Source organism: Brevibacillus sp. M2.1A (genome assembly GCF_013284355.2).
Classification (GTDB): domain Bacteria; phylum Bacillota; class Bacilli; order Brevibacillales; family Brevibacillaceae; genus Brevibacillus.
The window spans coordinates 5,077,130-5,094,101 of record NZ_JABSUY020000001.1 but is presented as its reverse complement, the minus strand read 5'-3'; the positions used below and the strand labels follow the sequence as shown (position 1 = coordinate 5,094,101).

General features: G+C 46.4%; 18 protein-coding genes and 1 pseudogene. 15 read left to right on the top strand and 4 right to left on the bottom strand.

Features of this window, described 5'->3' with window-relative positions:
- Positions 1-10 precede the first annotated feature (10 nt).
- The 7 genes and pseudogenes from HP567_RS24340 (at position 11) to HP567_RS24310 (ending at position 6,510) form a co-directional block, all read left to right on the top strand.
- Complete coding sequence (locus HP567_RS24340) at positions 11-544, top strand: hypothetical protein (protein WP_173610851.1); 534 nt, start codon at positions 11-13, stop codon at positions 542-544.
- Positions 545-571: 27 nt separating this feature from the next.
- Positions 572-1,759 carry a hypothetical protein gene (locus HP567_RS24335; protein WP_173610852.1) on the top strand — a complete coding sequence of 396 codons (1,188 nt, stop codon included), beginning with the start codon at positions 572-574 and terminating at the stop codon, positions 1,757-1,759.
- Positions 1,760-1,977: 218 nt separating this feature from the next.
- Entirely contained in the window at positions 1,978-2,259 is a 282-nt protein-coding gene (gene tnpA / locus HP567_RS24330) for an IS66 family insertion sequence element accessory protein TnpA (protein ID WP_229088128.1), read from the top strand.
- A 19-nt stretch (positions 2,260-2,278) separates the two neighbouring features.
- Positions 2,279-2,632, top strand: a complete 354-nt coding sequence (gene tnpB, locus HP567_RS24325) for an IS66 family insertion sequence element accessory protein TnpB (protein WP_173610853.1) — start codon at positions 2,279-2,281, stop codon at positions 2,630-2,632.
- A gap of 70 nt (positions 2,633-2,702) precedes the next feature.
- Positions 2,703-4,182: pseudogene (gene tnpC / locus HP567_RS24320) on the top strand (IS66 family transposase).
- 240 nt (positions 4,183-4,422) lie between these two features.
- A complete protein-coding gene (locus tag HP567_RS24315; RefSeq protein WP_173610854.1) occupies positions 4,423-4,962 on the top strand; it encodes a DUF4367 domain-containing protein in 540 nt (179 codons plus the stop codon).
- A 186-nt stretch (positions 4,963-5,148) separates the two neighbouring features.
- Positions 5,149-6,510, top strand: a complete 1,362-nt coding sequence (locus HP567_RS24310) for a hypothetical protein (RefSeq protein WP_173610855.1) — start codon at positions 5,149-5,151, stop codon at positions 6,508-6,510.
- A 304-nt stretch (positions 6,511-6,814) separates the two neighbouring features.
- On the opposite strand, the gene HP567_RS30055 is transcribed toward HP567_RS24310, so the two are convergent.
- Both HP567_RS30055 and HP567_RS24305 read right to left on the bottom strand, forming a co-directional pair.
- Positions 6,815-7,045, bottom strand: coding sequence for a hypothetical protein (locus tag HP567_RS30055; protein ID WP_217367202.1), 231 nt, complete (start codon positions 7,043-7,045; stop codon positions 6,815-6,817).
- Positions 7,046-7,405: 360 nt separating this feature from the next.
- Positions 7,406-7,579, bottom strand: a complete 174-nt coding sequence (locus tag HP567_RS24305) for a hypothetical protein (protein WP_173610857.1) — start codon at positions 7,577-7,579, stop codon at positions 7,406-7,408.
- A gap of 100 nt (positions 7,580-7,679) precedes the next feature.
- Between HP567_RS24305 and HP567_RS24300 the strand changes: the two genes are divergently transcribed.
- The gene (locus HP567_RS24300; protein ID WP_229088127.1) at positions 7,680-8,441 is read left to right on the top strand and encodes a hypothetical protein; all 762 of its coding nucleotides are present in this window, start codon (positions 7,680-7,682) and stop codon (positions 8,439-8,441) included.
- Between the two features lie 2 nt (positions 8,442-8,443).
- Positions 8,444-8,953, top strand: coding sequence for a hypothetical protein (locus HP567_RS24295; RefSeq protein ID WP_229088125.1), 510 nt, complete (start codon positions 8,444-8,446; stop codon positions 8,951-8,953).
- 581 nt (positions 8,954-9,534) lie between these two features.
- On the opposite strand, the gene HP567_RS24290 is transcribed toward HP567_RS24295, so the two are convergent.
- Entirely contained in the window at positions 9,535-10,215 is a 681-nt protein-coding gene (locus tag HP567_RS24290) for a class I SAM-dependent methyltransferase (RefSeq protein ID WP_173610858.1), read from the bottom strand.
- A 102-nt stretch (positions 10,216-10,317) separates the two neighbouring features.
- Positions 10,318-10,716 carry an RrF2 family transcriptional regulator gene (locus tag HP567_RS24285; RefSeq protein WP_173610859.1) on the bottom strand — a complete coding sequence of 133 codons (399 nt, stop codon included), beginning with the start codon at positions 10,714-10,716 and terminating at the stop codon, positions 10,318-10,320.
- 291 nt (positions 10,717-11,007) lie between these two features.
- On the opposite strand from HP567_RS24285, the gene trxA reads away from it, so the two are divergent.
- The 6 genes from trxA (at position 11,008) to HP567_RS24255 (ending at position 16,935) form a co-directional block, all read left to right on the top strand.
- Complete coding sequence (gene trxA / locus HP567_RS24280) at positions 11,008-11,325, top strand: thioredoxin (RefSeq protein WP_017250634.1); 318 nt, start codon at positions 11,008-11,010, stop codon at positions 11,323-11,325.
- A gap of 226 nt (positions 11,326-11,551) precedes the next feature.
- Positions 11,552-12,643 (top strand): 4-hydroxyphenylpyruvate dioxygenase, encoded by a 1,092-nt coding sequence (gene hppD / locus HP567_RS24275; protein ID WP_173610860.1) that lies wholly within the window; start codon positions 11,552-11,554, stop codon positions 12,641-12,643.
- A 170-nt stretch (positions 12,644-12,813) separates the two neighbouring features.
- A complete protein-coding gene (locus HP567_RS24270; RefSeq protein WP_173610861.1) occupies positions 12,814-13,419 on the top strand; it encodes a sigma-70 family RNA polymerase sigma factor in 606 nt (201 codons plus the stop codon).
- Positions 13,420-13,461: 42 nt separating this feature from the next.
- On the top strand, positions 13,462-14,289 hold the full coding sequence (locus HP567_RS24265) for a GNAT family N-acetyltransferase (protein ID WP_173610862.1): 828 nt from the start codon (positions 13,462-13,464) through the stop codon (positions 14,287-14,289).
- A 161-nt stretch (positions 14,290-14,450) separates the two neighbouring features.
- A complete protein-coding gene (locus HP567_RS24260) occupies positions 14,451-16,178 on the top strand; it encodes a sensor histidine kinase (protein ID WP_173610863.1) in 1,728 nt (575 codons plus the stop codon).
- Entirely contained in the window at positions 16,153-16,935 is a 783-nt protein-coding gene (locus HP567_RS24255; protein WP_173610864.1) for a LytR/AlgR family response regulator transcription factor, read from the top strand. The genes HP567_RS24260 and HP567_RS24255 overlap by 26 nt, the downstream gene beginning before the upstream one ends.
- Positions 16,936-16,972: the final 37 nt, after the last annotated feature.

The window sequence follows — 16,972 nt, the reverse complement described above, 5'->3', positions numbered from 1 at the left end:
GAGGCATGTATTGCGAACTATCCAAAAAATAAAGATAAAGTCCCACGGCTTCAGGCTTAGCCTTGCTGTTATCGGCATACTAGGTCTGGCCTCCTTCTTTTCTCCGGCTGCTTTCGGCCCTGCTGTTCTGGACAGTAAAAAGGATGCCATCATGACGGAAACCTCTCCACCAGCAAACCTTGAAACCAAAGAAATCGCTTGGAAGCAAAGCCACGAGCAGAGTAAAAAATCCTTTGATCCGTTGACCAAGGATCAGGCGGCCCCCTATATTCGGATGGCAAGAGAAGCGTTCGATGCGCAAGGCATGCCAACACCTGAAACCGGTTATTGGATCAGCAGTACCGTGACGGAAGGCAAAAATCATGTGGATATCATCTGGTATCCCAATGGTGTTGTTTTTGGCCAAGAGAGCAAGATCAAGGAAAAGGTTTACTACGCACTATTTTACAACGCCGATGTGGATAAAGGCGTAGGGAAAATGGTTGAACTTGAGGTTATTTGGAATTACGGTGAATCCCATTGGTATGGCGAAAACGCAGAATAAGAAGCAGGACTGTAAGGAGATAGAATTGTGAAAAAATTGACCGATACAAAAATGAAGCTGGGGTTATGGTTAAGTATTGGAGTGATGGGCGTGTTAGCCCTTGCTTTGAGCTTCTCCCCGACAACGTTTGGCTTGGCTGAAATCAATAAAAACAAAGATGTCATTAAGACGGAAACAACGGCGTCAAACACGCTTGAACCGAATGAAGGTGAAGAGCATCAGGACAAGAAGAAAACCGATAATCCGACACCCACCAAAGAAAGTTCAGTGAAGTTAATCCGCACTGACTTTAGTAAAGAAGAGCGAGAGCCCTTCGTCAAGTTGGCAACAGATGCGTTTATCGCCAATCATATCGACCTGCCTGATAATAATTACAGGCTTTCATTTTCCAGTGAAACGAGCGAGGATACAACGACCGCTGAGATATGGTGGCATCCAAAAAGAGAGGAAGGAGCCGAACCACCTTTGATAGGCTTTCACGAAAGCTATTTTGTCAATTTGACCGATGTGGACTTGGAGAAAGGAACGGGCACAATTAAAGAGATCAAGATTTGTATACGCAGGGACATCGTATCGTTCAAACCAAACACGATGTTCGCCCCGTATATAGACAAGGCAACAAAAGTTTGGAAAGACAAAAACATCAAAATTCCGCAAATCGGCTACGATCTGGCGGGATGCTTGGTCGTAAAACCCATCACGGAAAAAGAGACAATAGCGCTTGTCGATCTTTACTGGTACCCAAGATATACGAAAAGCAATAACGTTTATCAAGCTGTTCATGACAAGCTTTATTACGTGCAATTTTCAGATGTTGATTTAAAAAAAGGAACAGGTACAGTTGAGAACGTAGAAACGAACGAAGAAGAAACGAGAATCGTGGACGAAATACCACCAGAGCCGATTATCAGGAGTGTGAAACTGGCACCAGCACAGGCAGCCCCGTTTATCCAGATGGCAAAAGACGCTTTTCAAGAGAAGCAGGTAAAACTTCCTGAAAGTGGCTATTGGATTAGTAGCAAGATTAGGTACCACGATGATCAACCGAAACGACTACCAGAGGTGAGAATTTACTGGTATCCCGACGGCGTTGCTGAAGGGACTGATATCGCTTCTATAAAGGAAAGAGTTTATCTTGCTTATTTTGATGAAGTTGATTTAGAGAAAGGAACTGGTGAATTATGGGATATCTGGGTAAGAAGAACCGTTCCTTAGTAACAAGTTTCACATAGCAGGGTGGACGAAGAAGATGGAGAGTCGCGTATGGCGGCTCTTTTTTCATACCCGGATTCCAGCTTGCCCCAATGCTCGAGACGATCTTTGACAAAACCATGACAACCTACCGATTAAACGTAAGCGCCAAACTCTTCCCACCTTCAACCACTATGCTAGCTAAGAGATCATGAGATTAACCTGAATACGGAGGGTATCTCATGAATGCCAAAGAACAACGCAGACAAGATTGGTATGTACGCATCGAAGCCTATCGGGCAAGTGGCCTCACGATGAAAGCTTGGTGCACCGCAAATCAATGCTCTGTCGAACAATTGAAATATTGGCTCTACAAAATAAATCGTGTTTCATCCAGGGCTACTCCAGATCCAAAGACTTCTCCCGTTCAGTTTGTACCGCTTGCCGCCGTAGATCTGCCTGGTAGCACCTTTCCTGTTCCTTCTCTCATTCCGGTTTTGACCCGAAGCTTCTGCGCGAAGTAATTCACGCGCTTACTTCATCATGCTAACCTTTCCAAGCAATCAGCGTGTGTTTCTCGCCTGTGGTTCTACCGATCTGCGCAAGTCGATCGACGGACTTGCCGCCATCGTTCAGGAAAGCTTTGGTCTGAATCCGTTCTCCTCCGGCTTGTTCGTATTCTGTAACCGGGCATGTAACAAGCTCAAGATTCTCTACTGGGATCATAATGGGTTCTGGCTTTATTATCGCCGTCTGGAACGTGGCAGATTTCAATGGCCGACAGGTAAAGAAGAAGTAGTAGCCATTTCGAGCAGGGAGCTTCGCTGGCTGCTGGATGGTCTTTCACTCAGCCAGCGGCAAGCGCATCCCAAGGTTAATGCCGTTTCCGTCATTTAGTCACATCTTTGTAATCACTTTGTCAGAGGCACTTACAGTAATTGGGTTTTTATTATCTAATGTGTAAAGTATGGAAAAACATGCAGATATGCCAACCATTGAATCTCTACAACAACAAATCATCGAACTATCGGCCAAGCTCAAATGGTACGAAGAGCAGTTCCGCTTAGCGCAGCAGAAGCGTTTCGGTGCTTCCAGCGAGCAGACGCATCCGGATCAATTAGAAATCCCGTTGTTCAACGAAGCCGAAATGCTTGCATCGCCTGCCGATGAAGAGCCGCTGTCTGAACAAATCACCTACGAGCGGCGCAAGTTATCCGGCAAGCGAACAGAGGATCTTTCCAAGCTACCTGTAGAGACCATTACCTATACACTTTCTGAAGGCGAGCAAATATGTGCGTGCTGCGGTGGGTTTCTTCACGAGATGAGTACCGAGACACGCAGTGAAATTGCCGTTGTACCACCACAAGTGAAGGTCATCCGTCACGTGCGGAATGTGTATGCTTGCCGTTATTGTGAACGTGAAGATATTCAAACCCCGATCGTCACAACTGCGATGCCAAGACCTGTTTATCCGGGAAGTTTGGCTTCACCGTCGTCTTGGATACACGTTATCTCGTCAGACGATGGCGAATTGGATGATCTACGGAGCCGAGAAATGGCTCATGCCATTGGTCTCCGTGATGAAAGCTTATCTGCTAAGGCAGGATGTGCTTCATGCAGATGAGACGACGCTGCAAGTGCTGCGTGAGCCCGGGAAGTCTGCCCAATCGTCCTCGTATTTGTGGCTGTATCGCACCGGACGCGGCGTAACGCCGGCGGTCATCTATGATTACCAGAAGACACGTGGCGGCGAGCATCCTCAAAGCTTCTTATCCGGGTTCAATGGTTACCTGCATGTCGATGGTTACGCGGGCTATCATAAGGTTGCTGGTGTGACTCTTGTGGGATGCTGGGCACATGCGCGGCGTAAATATGACGAAGCGCTGAAAGCAGCTCCGCCGGCGACGAGAGATAACAAGGATTCGGTAGCCAGTCAAGGACTGGCTTACTGCAATGCTCTCTTCACCATTGAGCGCGAACTGAAGGATGCTTCGCCAGAAGAACGATATGCCGAGCGGAAGAAGCAAAGCCTTCCAATCCTGGAGACTTATTTGGTGTGGCTCAAGCAACATCGCTCTCAAACCCTACCGAAGAGTCTGGTCGGACAAGCGATTGCTTATAGCCTGAATCAGTGGGAGAAATTGACCGAATTCCTGAAGGATGGCCGACTCGAAATCGATAACAACCGAAGTGAACGCTCGATCAAGCCGTTCGTGATCGGAAGAAAGAACTGTTTATTTGCGAATAAGCCTCGCGGCGCGAAGACAAGTGCGGCGATCTACAGCGTGATCGAGACGGCGAAGGAAAACGGACTTCTTCCGTTTCAATATTTAAAGTATCTGTTCGAGCAGCTTCCGCAGCTTTCGAATCCACAAAATCCAGAAGCGATCGAGCCTTATTTGCCATGGTCATCTTCGCTTCCGAGCACTTGTCGCGTGATGGGATAGGTGTCGTATTACATCAAAATTCTTGATGAGGCCTAAGTCTATGTGACGCTTACGTATATGCGAAACTTGTGATTAAAAAAAGAGTTAATACCGTAAAAAACCCTTAGGTTTCCCTAAGGGTTGAAAAGTATGAGTTGTTTGTTCTGTTAACTCATTTTCTCGGTTGTTGCTTGATCAAAGAATAAGCTGCAAGCGTTACTTTCCGAATCCAGTCTGCTGTGGGAAGAAGAGAAGGGAATTGTGTACCAATTGGCAAGCGGCCTCGCTGTGGATGAACTGAAAAAGATGGCAGAGTCTGTCGGAGTGGGTACACCTCCCACGCCACCGGATCAATACGAAATCGAATCCGATACAAAAACAATTACCGCAGAAGAAGCCGAGAAATGGCTTGGCTCGAAGATCCCAATGCCGACGAAGCTGCCTGTGGGAGCCGTCATCACGTACAGCTTGACGAAATCAGAGGATGAGGAGTCTGTAACTGTCAATTTCCAGAACCCGACCAATCCGGATGAACGCTTTTTCATCGACATCATGAAAGGCGACATCCAAAAAGAGGTAGGGAAGGTCCCGTACATCGAAGGCAAAAGCACCGTGAAGGAAATCAAGCTGGCAAACGGAACGACTGCGTATGCTTGCCAGTATAAGGCGTGGAGCGCTCAAGATCCGAACCTGACAGCCTTGCAGGTGCTGTTCTGGGAGCCGAGCAAAGGTGTCATTTACAAAACGTTCGGAACCAAGCCGATCGAAGAATATGTGAAAATAGCAGAATCGGTGAAATAAACGAGTGGGAGGACGGCGAAGAAGCCGTCCTTTCGTTTTTTTGGAAATTGATCAATTAGTGGATAAATGGATGGAATTTACAAATCCATGACATCGTAATGACGAAGCCATGACATTGGATTGATACTCTATCAATGCTATCGAGTACTTTGGCTCGATAAGCACCGAACCAATGGAGGATTTTCTATGAAAAAAACAAAATCGAAGCTGGGATCATTTCTGAGCGTTTCCGCTCTGTCTGCGTTGGCGGTAACTGCCGTATTCCCTGTAATTCCTGCACAGGCGGCCATGAACGGGAACAAAGATGGTATTGTCGCGCAGGTAAAAAAAGTGGAAAAAGCGGATAGCAAAAAACAGCAGAATGACGAAGAGGACAAGAAGGGCAAGAAGGGCAAGAAGGAAGATATTAAGCTGACTCCAGAGCAGGAAGCCATTTATATTCAAAAAGCAAAAGATGCCTTCCAGGAAAAAAATATTGAACTTCCTGCAAGTGGATACAAGATTGAAGCATACCATTTCATGAAAGAGACAGAGACCGTATATGTGAGTTGGTTTCCTGAAGATGAAGATGAAGATGAAGCAAAGAAACCGATGAAAGTGTATCGAGCCAAGTTTGAAAATGCCGATCTGGATAAGGGAACAGGCACGGTGAGTGTAAAGGTCATCAATCAATTCGGCACCGTATTCAGTAAACTTGACCAAGAACTGGCCGCTCCTTTTATCGAAAAAGCAAAAGAAGCTTTACAAGAAAAGAATATCGACCTTCCTGAAACTGGGTATGAAGCTAAAGGTGTCAAAGTCACTACTGATGATTTACTTCGCTCGGTTGAAGTGTCCTTTTTACCCGAAGGTACTGATGGGCGATCCGGAAAGGTCTACTATGTGCATTTTGTAGATGTCGATTTGGATAAAGGAACCGGTAAAGTATTCAAATCATTTGTTAGAGAACACAAAGAACAGCAGGATGACGAAGACGACAAGAAAGACAAGAAGGCTGATAGTAAGCTGACAGCAGAGCAGGAAGCCAATTACATTCAAAAAGCAAAAGATGCCTTCCAAGAAAAGAATATTGAACTTCCTGCAAGTGGATACAAGATTAATACTGACTTCAGCAGCAAAAATTCAAATACTGTAATTGTGATATGGCTTCCAGAAGATAAAGAAAAAGTACGTACGATGAAAGTGTATCTTGCCGAGTTTAAAAATGCCGATCTGGACAAGGGAACAGGTACGGTGGATGTAAAGGTCATTAATAAATTCGGTACCGTAATCGGTAAACTTGACCAAGAATTGGCTGCCCCTTTTATTGAAAAAGCAAAAGAAGCTTTGAAAGAAAAGAATATCGAGCTGCCTGAAACCGGGTATGAGATTAAGGCTGTCACATTCACTACCAATGATGTACTTCGCTCGGTTGAAGTTTCCTTTGTTCCTGAAGGCACCAACGGAAGATCAGGAAAGGTTTATGAGGTGTCCTTTAGAGATGTCGATGTAGATAAGGGAACTGGTACTCTATACGATGTATTCGTTGATGACAACGACGACGAATAGCATTGAACTTTCGCAAAACGTAAAATGAGGCACAGGATACATGTTAATTCCCCCCAATCTTTATAGAGTCGCTGATGCGGCTCTTTTTGTCTTTCCTTTTGGGAACGAATTGATCAATAAATCCTTATGATCGATTGAGATATTTTTATGTTGACTCGAAAATTTCGCACACGAATAGGGTTATCGTATAGTTCATTTCCCTCCAGCTCGAACTTTTCTAATTTTAGGCGCATTGTATGATAATATTCCCCGTTAAAAACAAGAGAATCAATTTTCCCGCCACTAGCCTTGATTTCTACTCTTTTCATTTCTCTAACCCTTTCTTCGCCGCAAGACTATTAACCAGCAGCTGAGCCAGCATTTTCGACGAATGATGATCTACATCCCGGAGTCCGGAAAATTCAGTTACTTCCAAGCCAATCACACGACGATCTCCAAGGAGCAATTGCAAGATTTCTTGGCATATGTCTAGTGAAAATCCCTGCTCGCTAGGAATGTACGCTACCGGCATTTCTTTCTTGCAAATCGCATCCACATCGAAATGGATAATATCTTGGCATCATTAGGTATTTCGGAAAGCAATAAGCATATAAGCAGAATTACCATGTAGATGTACTAGTTTTTGATAAGTACCGACGATAATATTGCAATCTCCCCCCAAAATTAACGAAAAATCATCTTGGGAAAACCAATCAAAAGATTGATCGTTCACGATATCTTCCCAAACCATTCACATAATAGAATAGCTGCAAGCAGCTCGTGACAAAGCAAAATCTGATGCATCCATAAGGAAAGCATTACATTTACACGCACACTAAACTTACCCCTTAGCTAACGAAAGCGAAGGGGTACGGAGGATTTACATGAACCGCTCAATATTCGTTCGATAGGCAAATCACGAGTGTTCATCCTCCAGCTTTAGGGCTTGCAATACAAGTACCGCAAATTCAACGTATGCCCCTCCAACTGCCGTAATAAATTGTCCATCCATCACAACATCCGCATCTACTTTATTTTCCCACTGGAATACTCCTTCGATATTCTCTACGAAAGAAGTGGTGTACGTCACATCGCGAATTCCATCGATGATCTAAGCGGATTTGACAGTTGTCGTTTTTTCGTTTGCGTAGAAACACTCGATCCAACGCAAAAACCTTGGAGGTAGTACGATGAAAAAGTCCAAAACGAAAAAAACTGCTGCATGGCTGAATCTCTCTGTTATGAGTGCTTTGACAGTGACGGCCATGTTCTCGCCTGTAGCTGCCAGCGCCGCACTCAACGATACGAAGGATAACGTTGCAGCCGAGGCAACAGACGAGGAATTCGATCTCTTGAAACTGACAGAAAAACAGGCGGCTCCGTTTCTTGCAAAAGCAAAAGAAGCATTCACAGCGGAAAATATCTCCCTTCCGGAAAGTGGTTACAAAGCTCGGAATTATGGCAGCAAGAAAAACAATACTTTGACTGTCGTATGGCGATCTGAAACTAACGTGAAGGACAAGGCGTATGTCGCCGAATTTGAGGATATCGATGCAGAAAAAGGAACAGGGACGGTGAAAACGGTAAAGGTCATTAATCGGCCAGGTTACTTCGAAGAGAAACTGACAGAAAAACAGGCCGCTCCGTTTATCGAAAAAGCGAAAGAGGCTTTGCAAGAAAAAAATATAGCTCTCCCAGCGAGCGGGTACAAGCTGTCAAGCAGCAGCCGTGCTTATGACGATGTGCTGGAAAGCGTTCATATTACCTGGCGTCCTGAGACGGGGCAAAAGGAAGGTAAGTACTACTCCGTGCGTTTTGCAGATGTCGATCTGGAGAAAGGAACGGGGAAAATCGATGATGTATATGTAGACAATTATGATAAGCTCATCGCTTTGGAAGAGGAGGATGAAAAGGAAAACAGGAGGACAAGGAACAAAAAAAGGATCTCTTGAAATTGACAGATCAACAGGTGGCTCCGTTTCTTGCAAAAGCAAAAGAGGCTTTGCAAGCAGAGAAGATCGAACTTCCAAATAGTGGATATGAGGTGACGCATTTCGGGAGCAAGAAAGACAAGACCTTACAGCTTCTATGGAGTGCTGAAGAACAATCGAAAGGGTATGTTGTCCATTTTGTTGATGTTGATGTCGAGAAAGGCACAGCGACAGTAAAAAGTGCAAGAGTGATCAATGAGCTTGGCGTCGTTATGCGAGATCTTCCACAAGAACAAGCTGCCCCTTTTATTGAAAAAGCAAAAGAGGCTATGAAAGCGAAAAATTTTACCCCATCTGAAAGTGCATACGAAATTTCTGCTACGGGTGTGACAGTTGACGATGTTTTGCAATTTATTGACGTTTACTGGTATTCAAATGGAAATCCGCAGCCGAAATACAATGTACACTTTACCGACGTCAATTTGGAGAAAGGAACAGGCACAGTGGAGGATGTCATTGAATTTAAGCGCTAATTGATGAGCAAGTATGTGAAAAAAACCAGCCGTTTCCCTGTAAGCTTCAGGGAAGCGGCTTCTTAATCATGTGTTGCGCTTGCTTTTCAAAGGAGAGTAATCTTCTCGTTTTTTTCAAATGCGTTGATGCTCCCAACACAACGTCCCATTCTTTCGTACCACAAGCAGTGCATCGATACCGTTGACGCTTTACCGGTATCTCAATGATTTCATTATTGATGAGATCTTTGTATATTTGGTGTTTATTATCAGATTTGTGAAAGCTCCCATTCCCACAATGAAAGCAAATGATAGGGGCAATAATTGTAAAATTGTATTCGTTGATAATGATACTCACCTTCCGAGATGTGTGTCGCACAAAGTTATAGTAGAAGTAATTAAAAAAGAATGAAAAATAAATAATTTTTAATAGCACGACCCATTTTAACAACGAAATATTGGTTAGTAAACTGCCCAGTTATGGAATAGCAAAGCCTAGACTAACGGGACTCTGTTTGACGTGATTGATCATAAAAAATTGCCGGTTTTCCCTCTCATAGGTGTGACCGGCATACTTCACTTAAAGTTGAGAGCATTCTGATCTATTTCCGCAATGCAAACAAGGTCAAAAAGCTGACAGCCTCCCGCAGCTCTACGCTTAAGCGGCCCGCGATATCTGGCGTAATTCCCTCTTTGTATACCGGCTCTTCACCCAGCAGTGTGAAGCCATTTTCGCTCGCCAACTGCTTGGCTTCCCAGGGCATCATCGTATTTTGGATCGTCGTCTCTTCATATAGTCTGCGATAGCTATGCGCACGTGGACCAGCTGTAGGACCGAGGATACCCAAGACGAGAATTCCTCCGGGTGCGAGCACGCGGTGAAGCTCTAGGATTGCCTTGAGCGGAGACGGAGTGAATTCCACTACGTTAATGGAGAGCACACCGGAGAATGAATCATTGGCAAAAGGAAGCTCACTGATGTCTCCTGTCTGAAAATGAACGGATCCCGAGAAGGAAATGACCCGGTCATGAGCGAGGCGGATCATTTCCCCGGCAATGTCGATGCCCTCCACCTGGTAGCCGTGCTCTGCAAGCTTGCAACTGGCATAGCCGTCACCACAGCCTGCATCGAGAACAGATCCAGATCCGACAGGTACATGCTTCATAAAATAGGGAAGGATGGTGCTTCGACTCCCTTTTTCCCACATGTGCTCACTTCTTTTTTGCCAGTCTTCTGCAAATTGATCCCATTGCTTGGCCGCTTGTTCCGTCCATTGGCTCATCCTTGTTCACGCCTTTCTCTTCGATTGAGTGATACCATTATGAAGAAAAACTCCGGTCGAGGGGGCCGGAGCTTTTCATGGAAGTTGTTTTACGTCAGTTGATCATGGTTTGGGGATATGTGGGACCAAATCAGCAATTTTTTTACTCTTTAGCGTCTGCATCATTTGCTGCTCGGCCTCAGTCACAACCTGTTGAATCAGACAGGCACTATCATGTCGGAAACTGCATTCAAACAAGGAGGTGGTCCCTTCAATGGCTTGGATAACATCCAGAAACGATATATCATCCTGGTTGCGTTTGAGCTTGTATCCGCCATTTGCGCCGGAGATCGAGTGGATCAGCCCAGCCTTGACCAGTTTGGTCAGCATTTTGGATAGGTACGTTTGTGAAACGCCCAGCTTCTCTGCCAAAAGCTGAACACTAACGGGTTTATCAGGGGCTTCTGCTACCAGATAGAGCATCGCATGGAGGGCATAGTCTGTTGCCTGTGAATACTTCATAAGACACCTCAATCATGGACTTAATACATCCATCATAAAGTGAATGGGAAGCATGAGCAAGGGGAAGAGTGATTCGCGCTGTCATCCTGCACTTTCGATGCCCATATTTAGATGGTGCAACTTGACACAAAAAATCTTTAAGGGATATTATAGATGCATCAAGTCTGTGAATGAGTTATTTGAAATGATCGAAGTACAGAGAGTTATTTTTTTGTCTCCATTAAGGATATTAAAGATCTTTAATGATCATTTTGATTAGCTGTTCAACTTATAAAAGGGAGGAAAGTACAAATGAGCATTTGCCACACGACAGATACTACGTTTCAACATGATGTAAAAAGCGAAGGCTATACTCTCGTCAATTTTTGGGCACCTTGGTGCGGGCCATGCCGCTTTTTTGGGCCGATACTCGAATCGTTTGACGGAGAGCATAGCAGCGAAGTGCGAGTCCTAAAGGTCAATGTCGATGAACAAACGGAGATTGCCAATCAGTATGGCATTATGAGTTTGCCAACGACCATTTTGCTCAAAAACGGGGAATTGATCGACAAAGTCGTAGGAGCGGCCCCTCTGGCGGAACTGAAACAATTTGTTTTCAAACACAGGTAAGTAGCTAAACTCAGGGAAAGCCATCGGTCAACTTGATCGGTGGCTTTTTGGTATCCAGTTGTTACTCGCATGCGTACTTTAATGAATGAAAGCGTTTGAGCGTTTTCGCGTTGTTCCGTGTTCTTGCAAGGGGAAGCGCTTCCAATGTACTCTCAAGATAACGACAAAATAATCCCAATTCACAAAATAATGTCAATAATCGAAAAGGAAAGCGGAGGGGTAGGCAATGAGCAATACCGATTTTTTCCCGATTCAGGACTGGGACTACCTGGAGTTTTATACAGGGAACGCCAAGCAAACCATGCACTATTTCACAAAAGCGTTTGGATTTGAAGCAGTAGCCTATGCGGGCTTGGAGACAGGTTCTCGGGAAAAGGTTTCCTACGTCTTGAAGCAGAAGCATATGACGTTCGTGATCAGCGGGGCGCTTACGCCTGACAGCCCGATCTCGGATTTTGTGAAAAAGCATGGGGACGGCGTCAAAGACGTTGCCCTGCGTGTAGAGGATTGTGAGCAGGCTTACCGGGAGGCAGTTTCTCGCGGAGCCATTCCGATCATGGAGCCGACTGAGTATACCGATGAATTCGGGACGGTCAAAAAAGCGATTATCGGTACGTACGGCGAAAACATCCATTCCTTTATCGAACGAAAAAATTACAACGGACCATTCTTCCCAGGCTATAAAGCTTACCAATCTCCTGTCAAAGGAGAGAGTACGGGTATTATCGGCATCGACCACATCGTTGGAAACGTCGAGGTCATGGATGAGTGGGTAGAATATTACCAAAAGGTCATGGGCTTTACAGCTGTACAAAATTTCAGTGAGGACGACATCTCGACAGAGTATTCTGCGCTCATGTCCAAAGTGATGCAAAGCGGAACCGGACGCATCAAGTTCCCGATTAATGAGCCCGCAGAAGGACGCCGCAAGTCGCAGATTCAGGAGTTTTTGGAGTTCTACAAAGGGCCAGGGGTACAGCATATTGCTATCCTGACCAACGATATCATCGACACTGTATCGAAGCTGCGTGATAACGGTGTGGATTTCCTCATGGTGCCAGATGCTTACTACGAAGATTTGAAAGAGCGTGTAGGGGAAATTGACGAAGACATCGAGGCGCTGAGAAAGCTGGGGGTCTTGGTCGACAGAGACGACGAGGGCTACCTCTTGCAGCTGTTCAGCAAGCCGATTGTAGACCGTCCGACGCTGTTCATCGAGATTATCCAGCGTAAAGGTGCGCGTGGCTTCGGGAATGGCAACTTCAAGGCACTGTTCGAGGCGCTGGAGCGCGAGCAAGAGCGTAGAGGTAACCTGTAATTTATTGATGTAACGGCATGACAAGACCATCTCAAGCTGATAAAGCTGAAGGGATGGTCTTTTTCTATTTTGCGAAGCAGAAAAATGAATGCCTCATGAACCATTTACCCGTCTCTATCATCTATACTAATGAGAACCAAATGTTGGATATAAAAGGAGGGTTATGCGATGTGAGCATCAAGAGGGAAGTTCAGCAGGACATTCAGCTGGCGCAGGACGGCAGCGTAGAAGCTTTTGCCAGAGTCATTCAATCGTACGAGCGGACTTTGTATGGCTTGGCACGAACCTATGTCGGGCGGGACGAGGATTGTGCCGATGTGGTGCAGGATGCGGTGATGAAAGCATTCAGAGCCATCCGAACGCTACGAGAGCCTGCTTATTTCAAAACATGGATGATTCAAATTCTCATAAACGAATGCAGACAATGGCAGAGAAAAAAGAAACGAAGCCCAACAACCGTAGAGCTGTTTTCACTACAAATAGAGGAGAAAGCGGTACAGGCTCCCTACGAAGCGATTGAATTAACAGAGGCAGTATGGAAGTTGGAGCAAGAGCTGCGCATCGTCGTTTGGCTTCACTATTACGAGGATTTGCCAATCAAGCAGGTCGCCCTGCGAGCAGGCATCCCGGAAGGCACAGTGAAATCCCGGCTGCACCGGGCTCGCCTACTGCTTGCAGAAGAGCTGGAATCCTCCCAGGAAAGGAACGTGGACGATGACCCGACTTTTGTGCGGAAGCTGAGTCTGGACGACTTCGCTCCGCTATTAGCCGCATAAGTACACAGATGTCCAAAAGAGAGAGAAAGGGCCGAAATTAGGATGATTCATCGATTGGAACCAAATGATTATGCAAAAATCAGAACGTTGCTCTCGCCTGATAATGTGAACATTTTGACCATCCATGCGATTATCAATGGGACAAATCGAGGAGCGATTTACGTAGACGATGTGGAGCAGCCCCGGACAGCCTTGGTCGATCAAACAGGAGTGATCAGCATTTTCGTAGGGGATGCTGCCAATGAAGCGTTCACAGCGGATCTGGGGGGCTTTATTGAGGGGGAATTGCGCACATATACGACCGAATCGTGCGGGGGCACTCATTTTCTGGCAGTTGTCCCAGATGAGACGTGGGAAAAAGCAGTGACCAAAGCCATCTCGCATCGAGAGATCGAAACGGATTGGGAGTATTACTACCAGTTCAATCCCGAGCAATTCCAAGCGCGAAAGATCAGCTATCGCCCTCTGCCCGAAGGATACACGTTGAAAAGAATCGATGCAGGCGTCATTGAAAACGATCCGGACAACATCTTGCTCGAGGTTGTGGAGGAATTCTATCATTCGGTGGATGATTTTCTGCAGTGGGGCGTAGGTTTTTGCGTATGTAAAGGAAATGCGATTGTGAGTGCTTGCCTGTCTTGCTGTGTCCATGAGCGTGACCATGAAATTAGCGTGGAAACGTACGAGGAAGCCGATATGAACAAAGGCTTTGCTACGCTTGCTTGTGCGGCGTACCTGGAGCATTGCGTGGAACATGGGCTGACACCGCACTGGACCATGCTGGAAACGAATGAGGAATCAGTTCGTTTGGGGATAAAGCTAGGATTTGAGCCGAAGGAAAAGTGCAAAATATTGGAGTTCGAGTATTAAAACGATACGGATATCCATGGGTTGTCGAAATCATTTCGGCAACCTTTTTTACTAGGAAAGGAAGAGAAACAAAAGGGAAATACGTAGTAGAGAGTGAATATTTTGATTAGTTACAGAAACGAGCAGGAACCATCGGGCGGCGACAGGAGAGGGATCAACCAATGAATATGGCATTAATGGTTCCGTTGACGGAGCGGACGGCTGTTTTGATAGTGGCGGCCTTGTTGTTTACACGTGTACGAGCATTCCGCAGCATATTGAACCAGCAAGCGACATGGCGAGAAAAAGCACTGATGGTCGTCATTTTTTCTGCTATTTCCATACTGGGTACCTATAATGGCATTTGGTATCAGGATGCGATTGCGAATTCACGTGTGATCGGGACTGTCGTGGCTGGATTGCTGGCTGGTCCCTGGGTAGGGCTGATGACAGGGCTGATTGCGGGAATTCATCGCTATTCATTGGGGGGCTTTACAGATTTGGCATGTGCCATCTCGACTATTAGCGAGGGCTTGTTTGCGGGATTAATCTATCAGTTCCTCCGTAATCGCAGCAAAAAAATCGGGTGGACGACAGCACTCTTCGTTGGTTTCTTGGCGGAGTGGCTGCAAATGGGAATTGTTCTTCTAATCGCACGGCCTTACGCTGACGCTTTGGCATTGGTGCAGGCCATTAGTGTGCCGATGTCAGTCGTCAACTCGGTTGGAATTGCTATTTTGATTATTATAATTGATTTGGCCAAAAAGGAAGAGGATCGGATTGGCGCGCTCCAAGCCCAGCGAACGCTGCAAGTAGCGGACAAGACACTCTCTTACTTGCGTCAAGGACTGACGTATGATTCTGCCCAAAAGGTAGCGGAGGAAATATTACGGACGACGCGTGTAGCAGCGGTAGCAATTACCGATACGCGCTCTGTGCTTGCGCATGTTGGCGCAGGCTCGTCCCATCACGTAGTTGGAGAAGGCATAACAACTAAGGCGACCCGTGAAGTTTTATCGACCAAAGAAGTAAAAATTGCTCAGACGAAAGAAGAGATTGGGTGCAGGGAGACGAATTGTTCCTTGCGCTATGCGATCCTTGTCCCTCTGATGCGAAGACGTGAAGTGGCGGGCGTGCTCAAGCTGTATCAGGATCGGTCTCGCAAATTGTCGGCAGTGGACCTGGAACTCGTGCGTGGATTGGGGAACCTGATCTCGAGTCAGCTCGAACTGGCTGAGCTGGAGAAGCAATCCCGTTTGTTGGCAGATGCAGAAATCAGAGCCTTGCATGCGCAGATCAATCCGCATTTCTTGTTTAATGCGCTCAATACGATCGTTTCGTTCATTCGCTTCCGCCCCGAACAGGCCCGTGAACTGTTGATTCATTTAGGGGAGTACTTCCGGCGTAATTTGCATGACTCTGGCGGATATGTCAGTCTGGCGCGTGAGCTGGAGCATATCGAAGCGTATTTGGCCATCGAACGTGCGAGGTTCGGGGACAAGCTCCATGTAGAGTACGACATCGAGGATGGTGTAGAGCGGATTACTGTGCCAGGACTGATTTTGCAGCCTCTGGTAGAAAATGCGGTCAAGCACGGGCTATTGCCCAAACGCGAAGGGGGAACGGTAGTGATTCGTGCGCGCCGCAAAGAAAAGCAAATCGTCGAACTGACAGTGGCAGATAATGGGGTCGGAATGGAAATGGACCCATTCGAACCAGCCCTAAATGAGAAGCGTGCAGGGCGGCAATTATCCGGGATCGGTCTTGCCAATGTAAAAAGCCGTCTCCAGTCGATCTACGGAGAACCGTATGGAATCGTGATCGAGAGCAAAAGCGGGAGCGGTACAACATGCACCATACAATTACCGATAGGGGTGAACGTCAGTGCTCAAAGTGTTCATCGTCGATGATGAGACGCCTGCCAGAGAAGAACTGCGGTATTTGCTGGAGCAGTTTTCGGAAGTGTCCGTAGTAGGAGAGGCGGGCAGCGGGGAAGAGGCGTTGGAAGCGGTGCTTCAGACAGAGCCAGACGCGGTCTTTTTGGACATTCATTTGCAGGACAGGGATGGAGTTGATGTGGGACAGGAGCTTCTCGAATCCATGGTCAATCCACCTGTTATCATCTTTGCAAGCGCGTATGACTTTCATGCGGTTCGAGCATTTGAGGCCGAAGCCGTCGATTATATTGTCAAGCCGTTCAGTGAAATGCGTCTGGAAAAGACGATGAATCGGGTACGAAAAATGAGGCGGAAAAGCGAACCTGCATTGGACGCGTCACCGCTGCTGGAGGAAAGGCTACAGTCCCTTCTGCAAAATGTGCTGGTCGATACTCAGCCGCGTCGTGTCCCCGTAGAAAAAAACGGCAAGATCATGCTGATTGATCCAAACGAAATCGTCTATGCCACCTTGGAAGGAAGGTATGCGAACATTTATACAGCAGGTGAGCAATATGCGACCACGTTTACGTTGCAGGAGCTGGAGAGCAGGCTGTCACGCCAGCAGTTCTTTCGGACGCATCGGGCTTTTATCGTCAATTTATCTAAAACGGCTGAGCTCGTCCCTTGGTTCAAAGGCTCGATTCATCTAGTCATGCAAGATCACCGCAAAACAGAAGTGCCTGTTAGTCGCAATGTCGTGAAGGAATTGAAGAAACGATTGGGGTTTTAAGCAAACAGACCAATCCTGCGTCCCGTTTGGGGGGAGG

Coding starts and splice junctions, on each gene's coding strand:
- HP567_RS24300 (WP_229088127.1), top strand. CDS start 7,680: ATGAAAAAGTCCAAAACGAAAAAAACTGCTGCATGGCTGAATCTCTCT.
- HP567_RS24310 (WP_173610855.1), top strand. CDS start 5,149: ATGAAAAAAACAAAATCGAAGCTGGGATCATTTCTGAGCGTTTCCGCT.
- trxA (WP_017250634.1), top strand. CDS start 11,008: ATGAGCATTTGCCACACGACAGATACTACGTTTCAACATGATGTAAAA.
- HP567_RS24290 (WP_173610858.1), bottom strand. CDS start 10,215: ATGAGCCAATGGACGGAACAAGCGGCCAAGCAATGGGATCAATTTGCA.
- HP567_RS24265 (WP_173610862.1), top strand. CDS start 13,462: ATGATTCATCGATTGGAACCAAATGATTATGCAAAAATCAGAACGTTG.
- tnpA (WP_229088128.1), top strand. CDS start 1,978: ATGAATGCCAAAGAACAACGCAGACAAGATTGGTATGTACGCATCGAA.
- HP567_RS24285 (WP_173610859.1), bottom strand. CDS start 10,716: ATGAAGTATTCACAGGCAACAGACTATGCCCTCCATGCGATGCTCTAT.
- tnpB (WP_173610853.1), top strand. CDS start 2,279: ATGCTAACCTTTCCAAGCAATCAGCGTGTGTTTCTCGCCTGTGGTTCT.
- hppD (WP_173610860.1), top strand. CDS start 11,552: ATGAGCAATACCGATTTTTTCCCGATTCAGGACTGGGACTACCTGGAG.
- HP567_RS24260 (WP_173610863.1), top strand. CDS start 14,451: ATGAATATGGCATTAATGGTTCCGTTGACGGAGCGGACGGCTGTTTTG.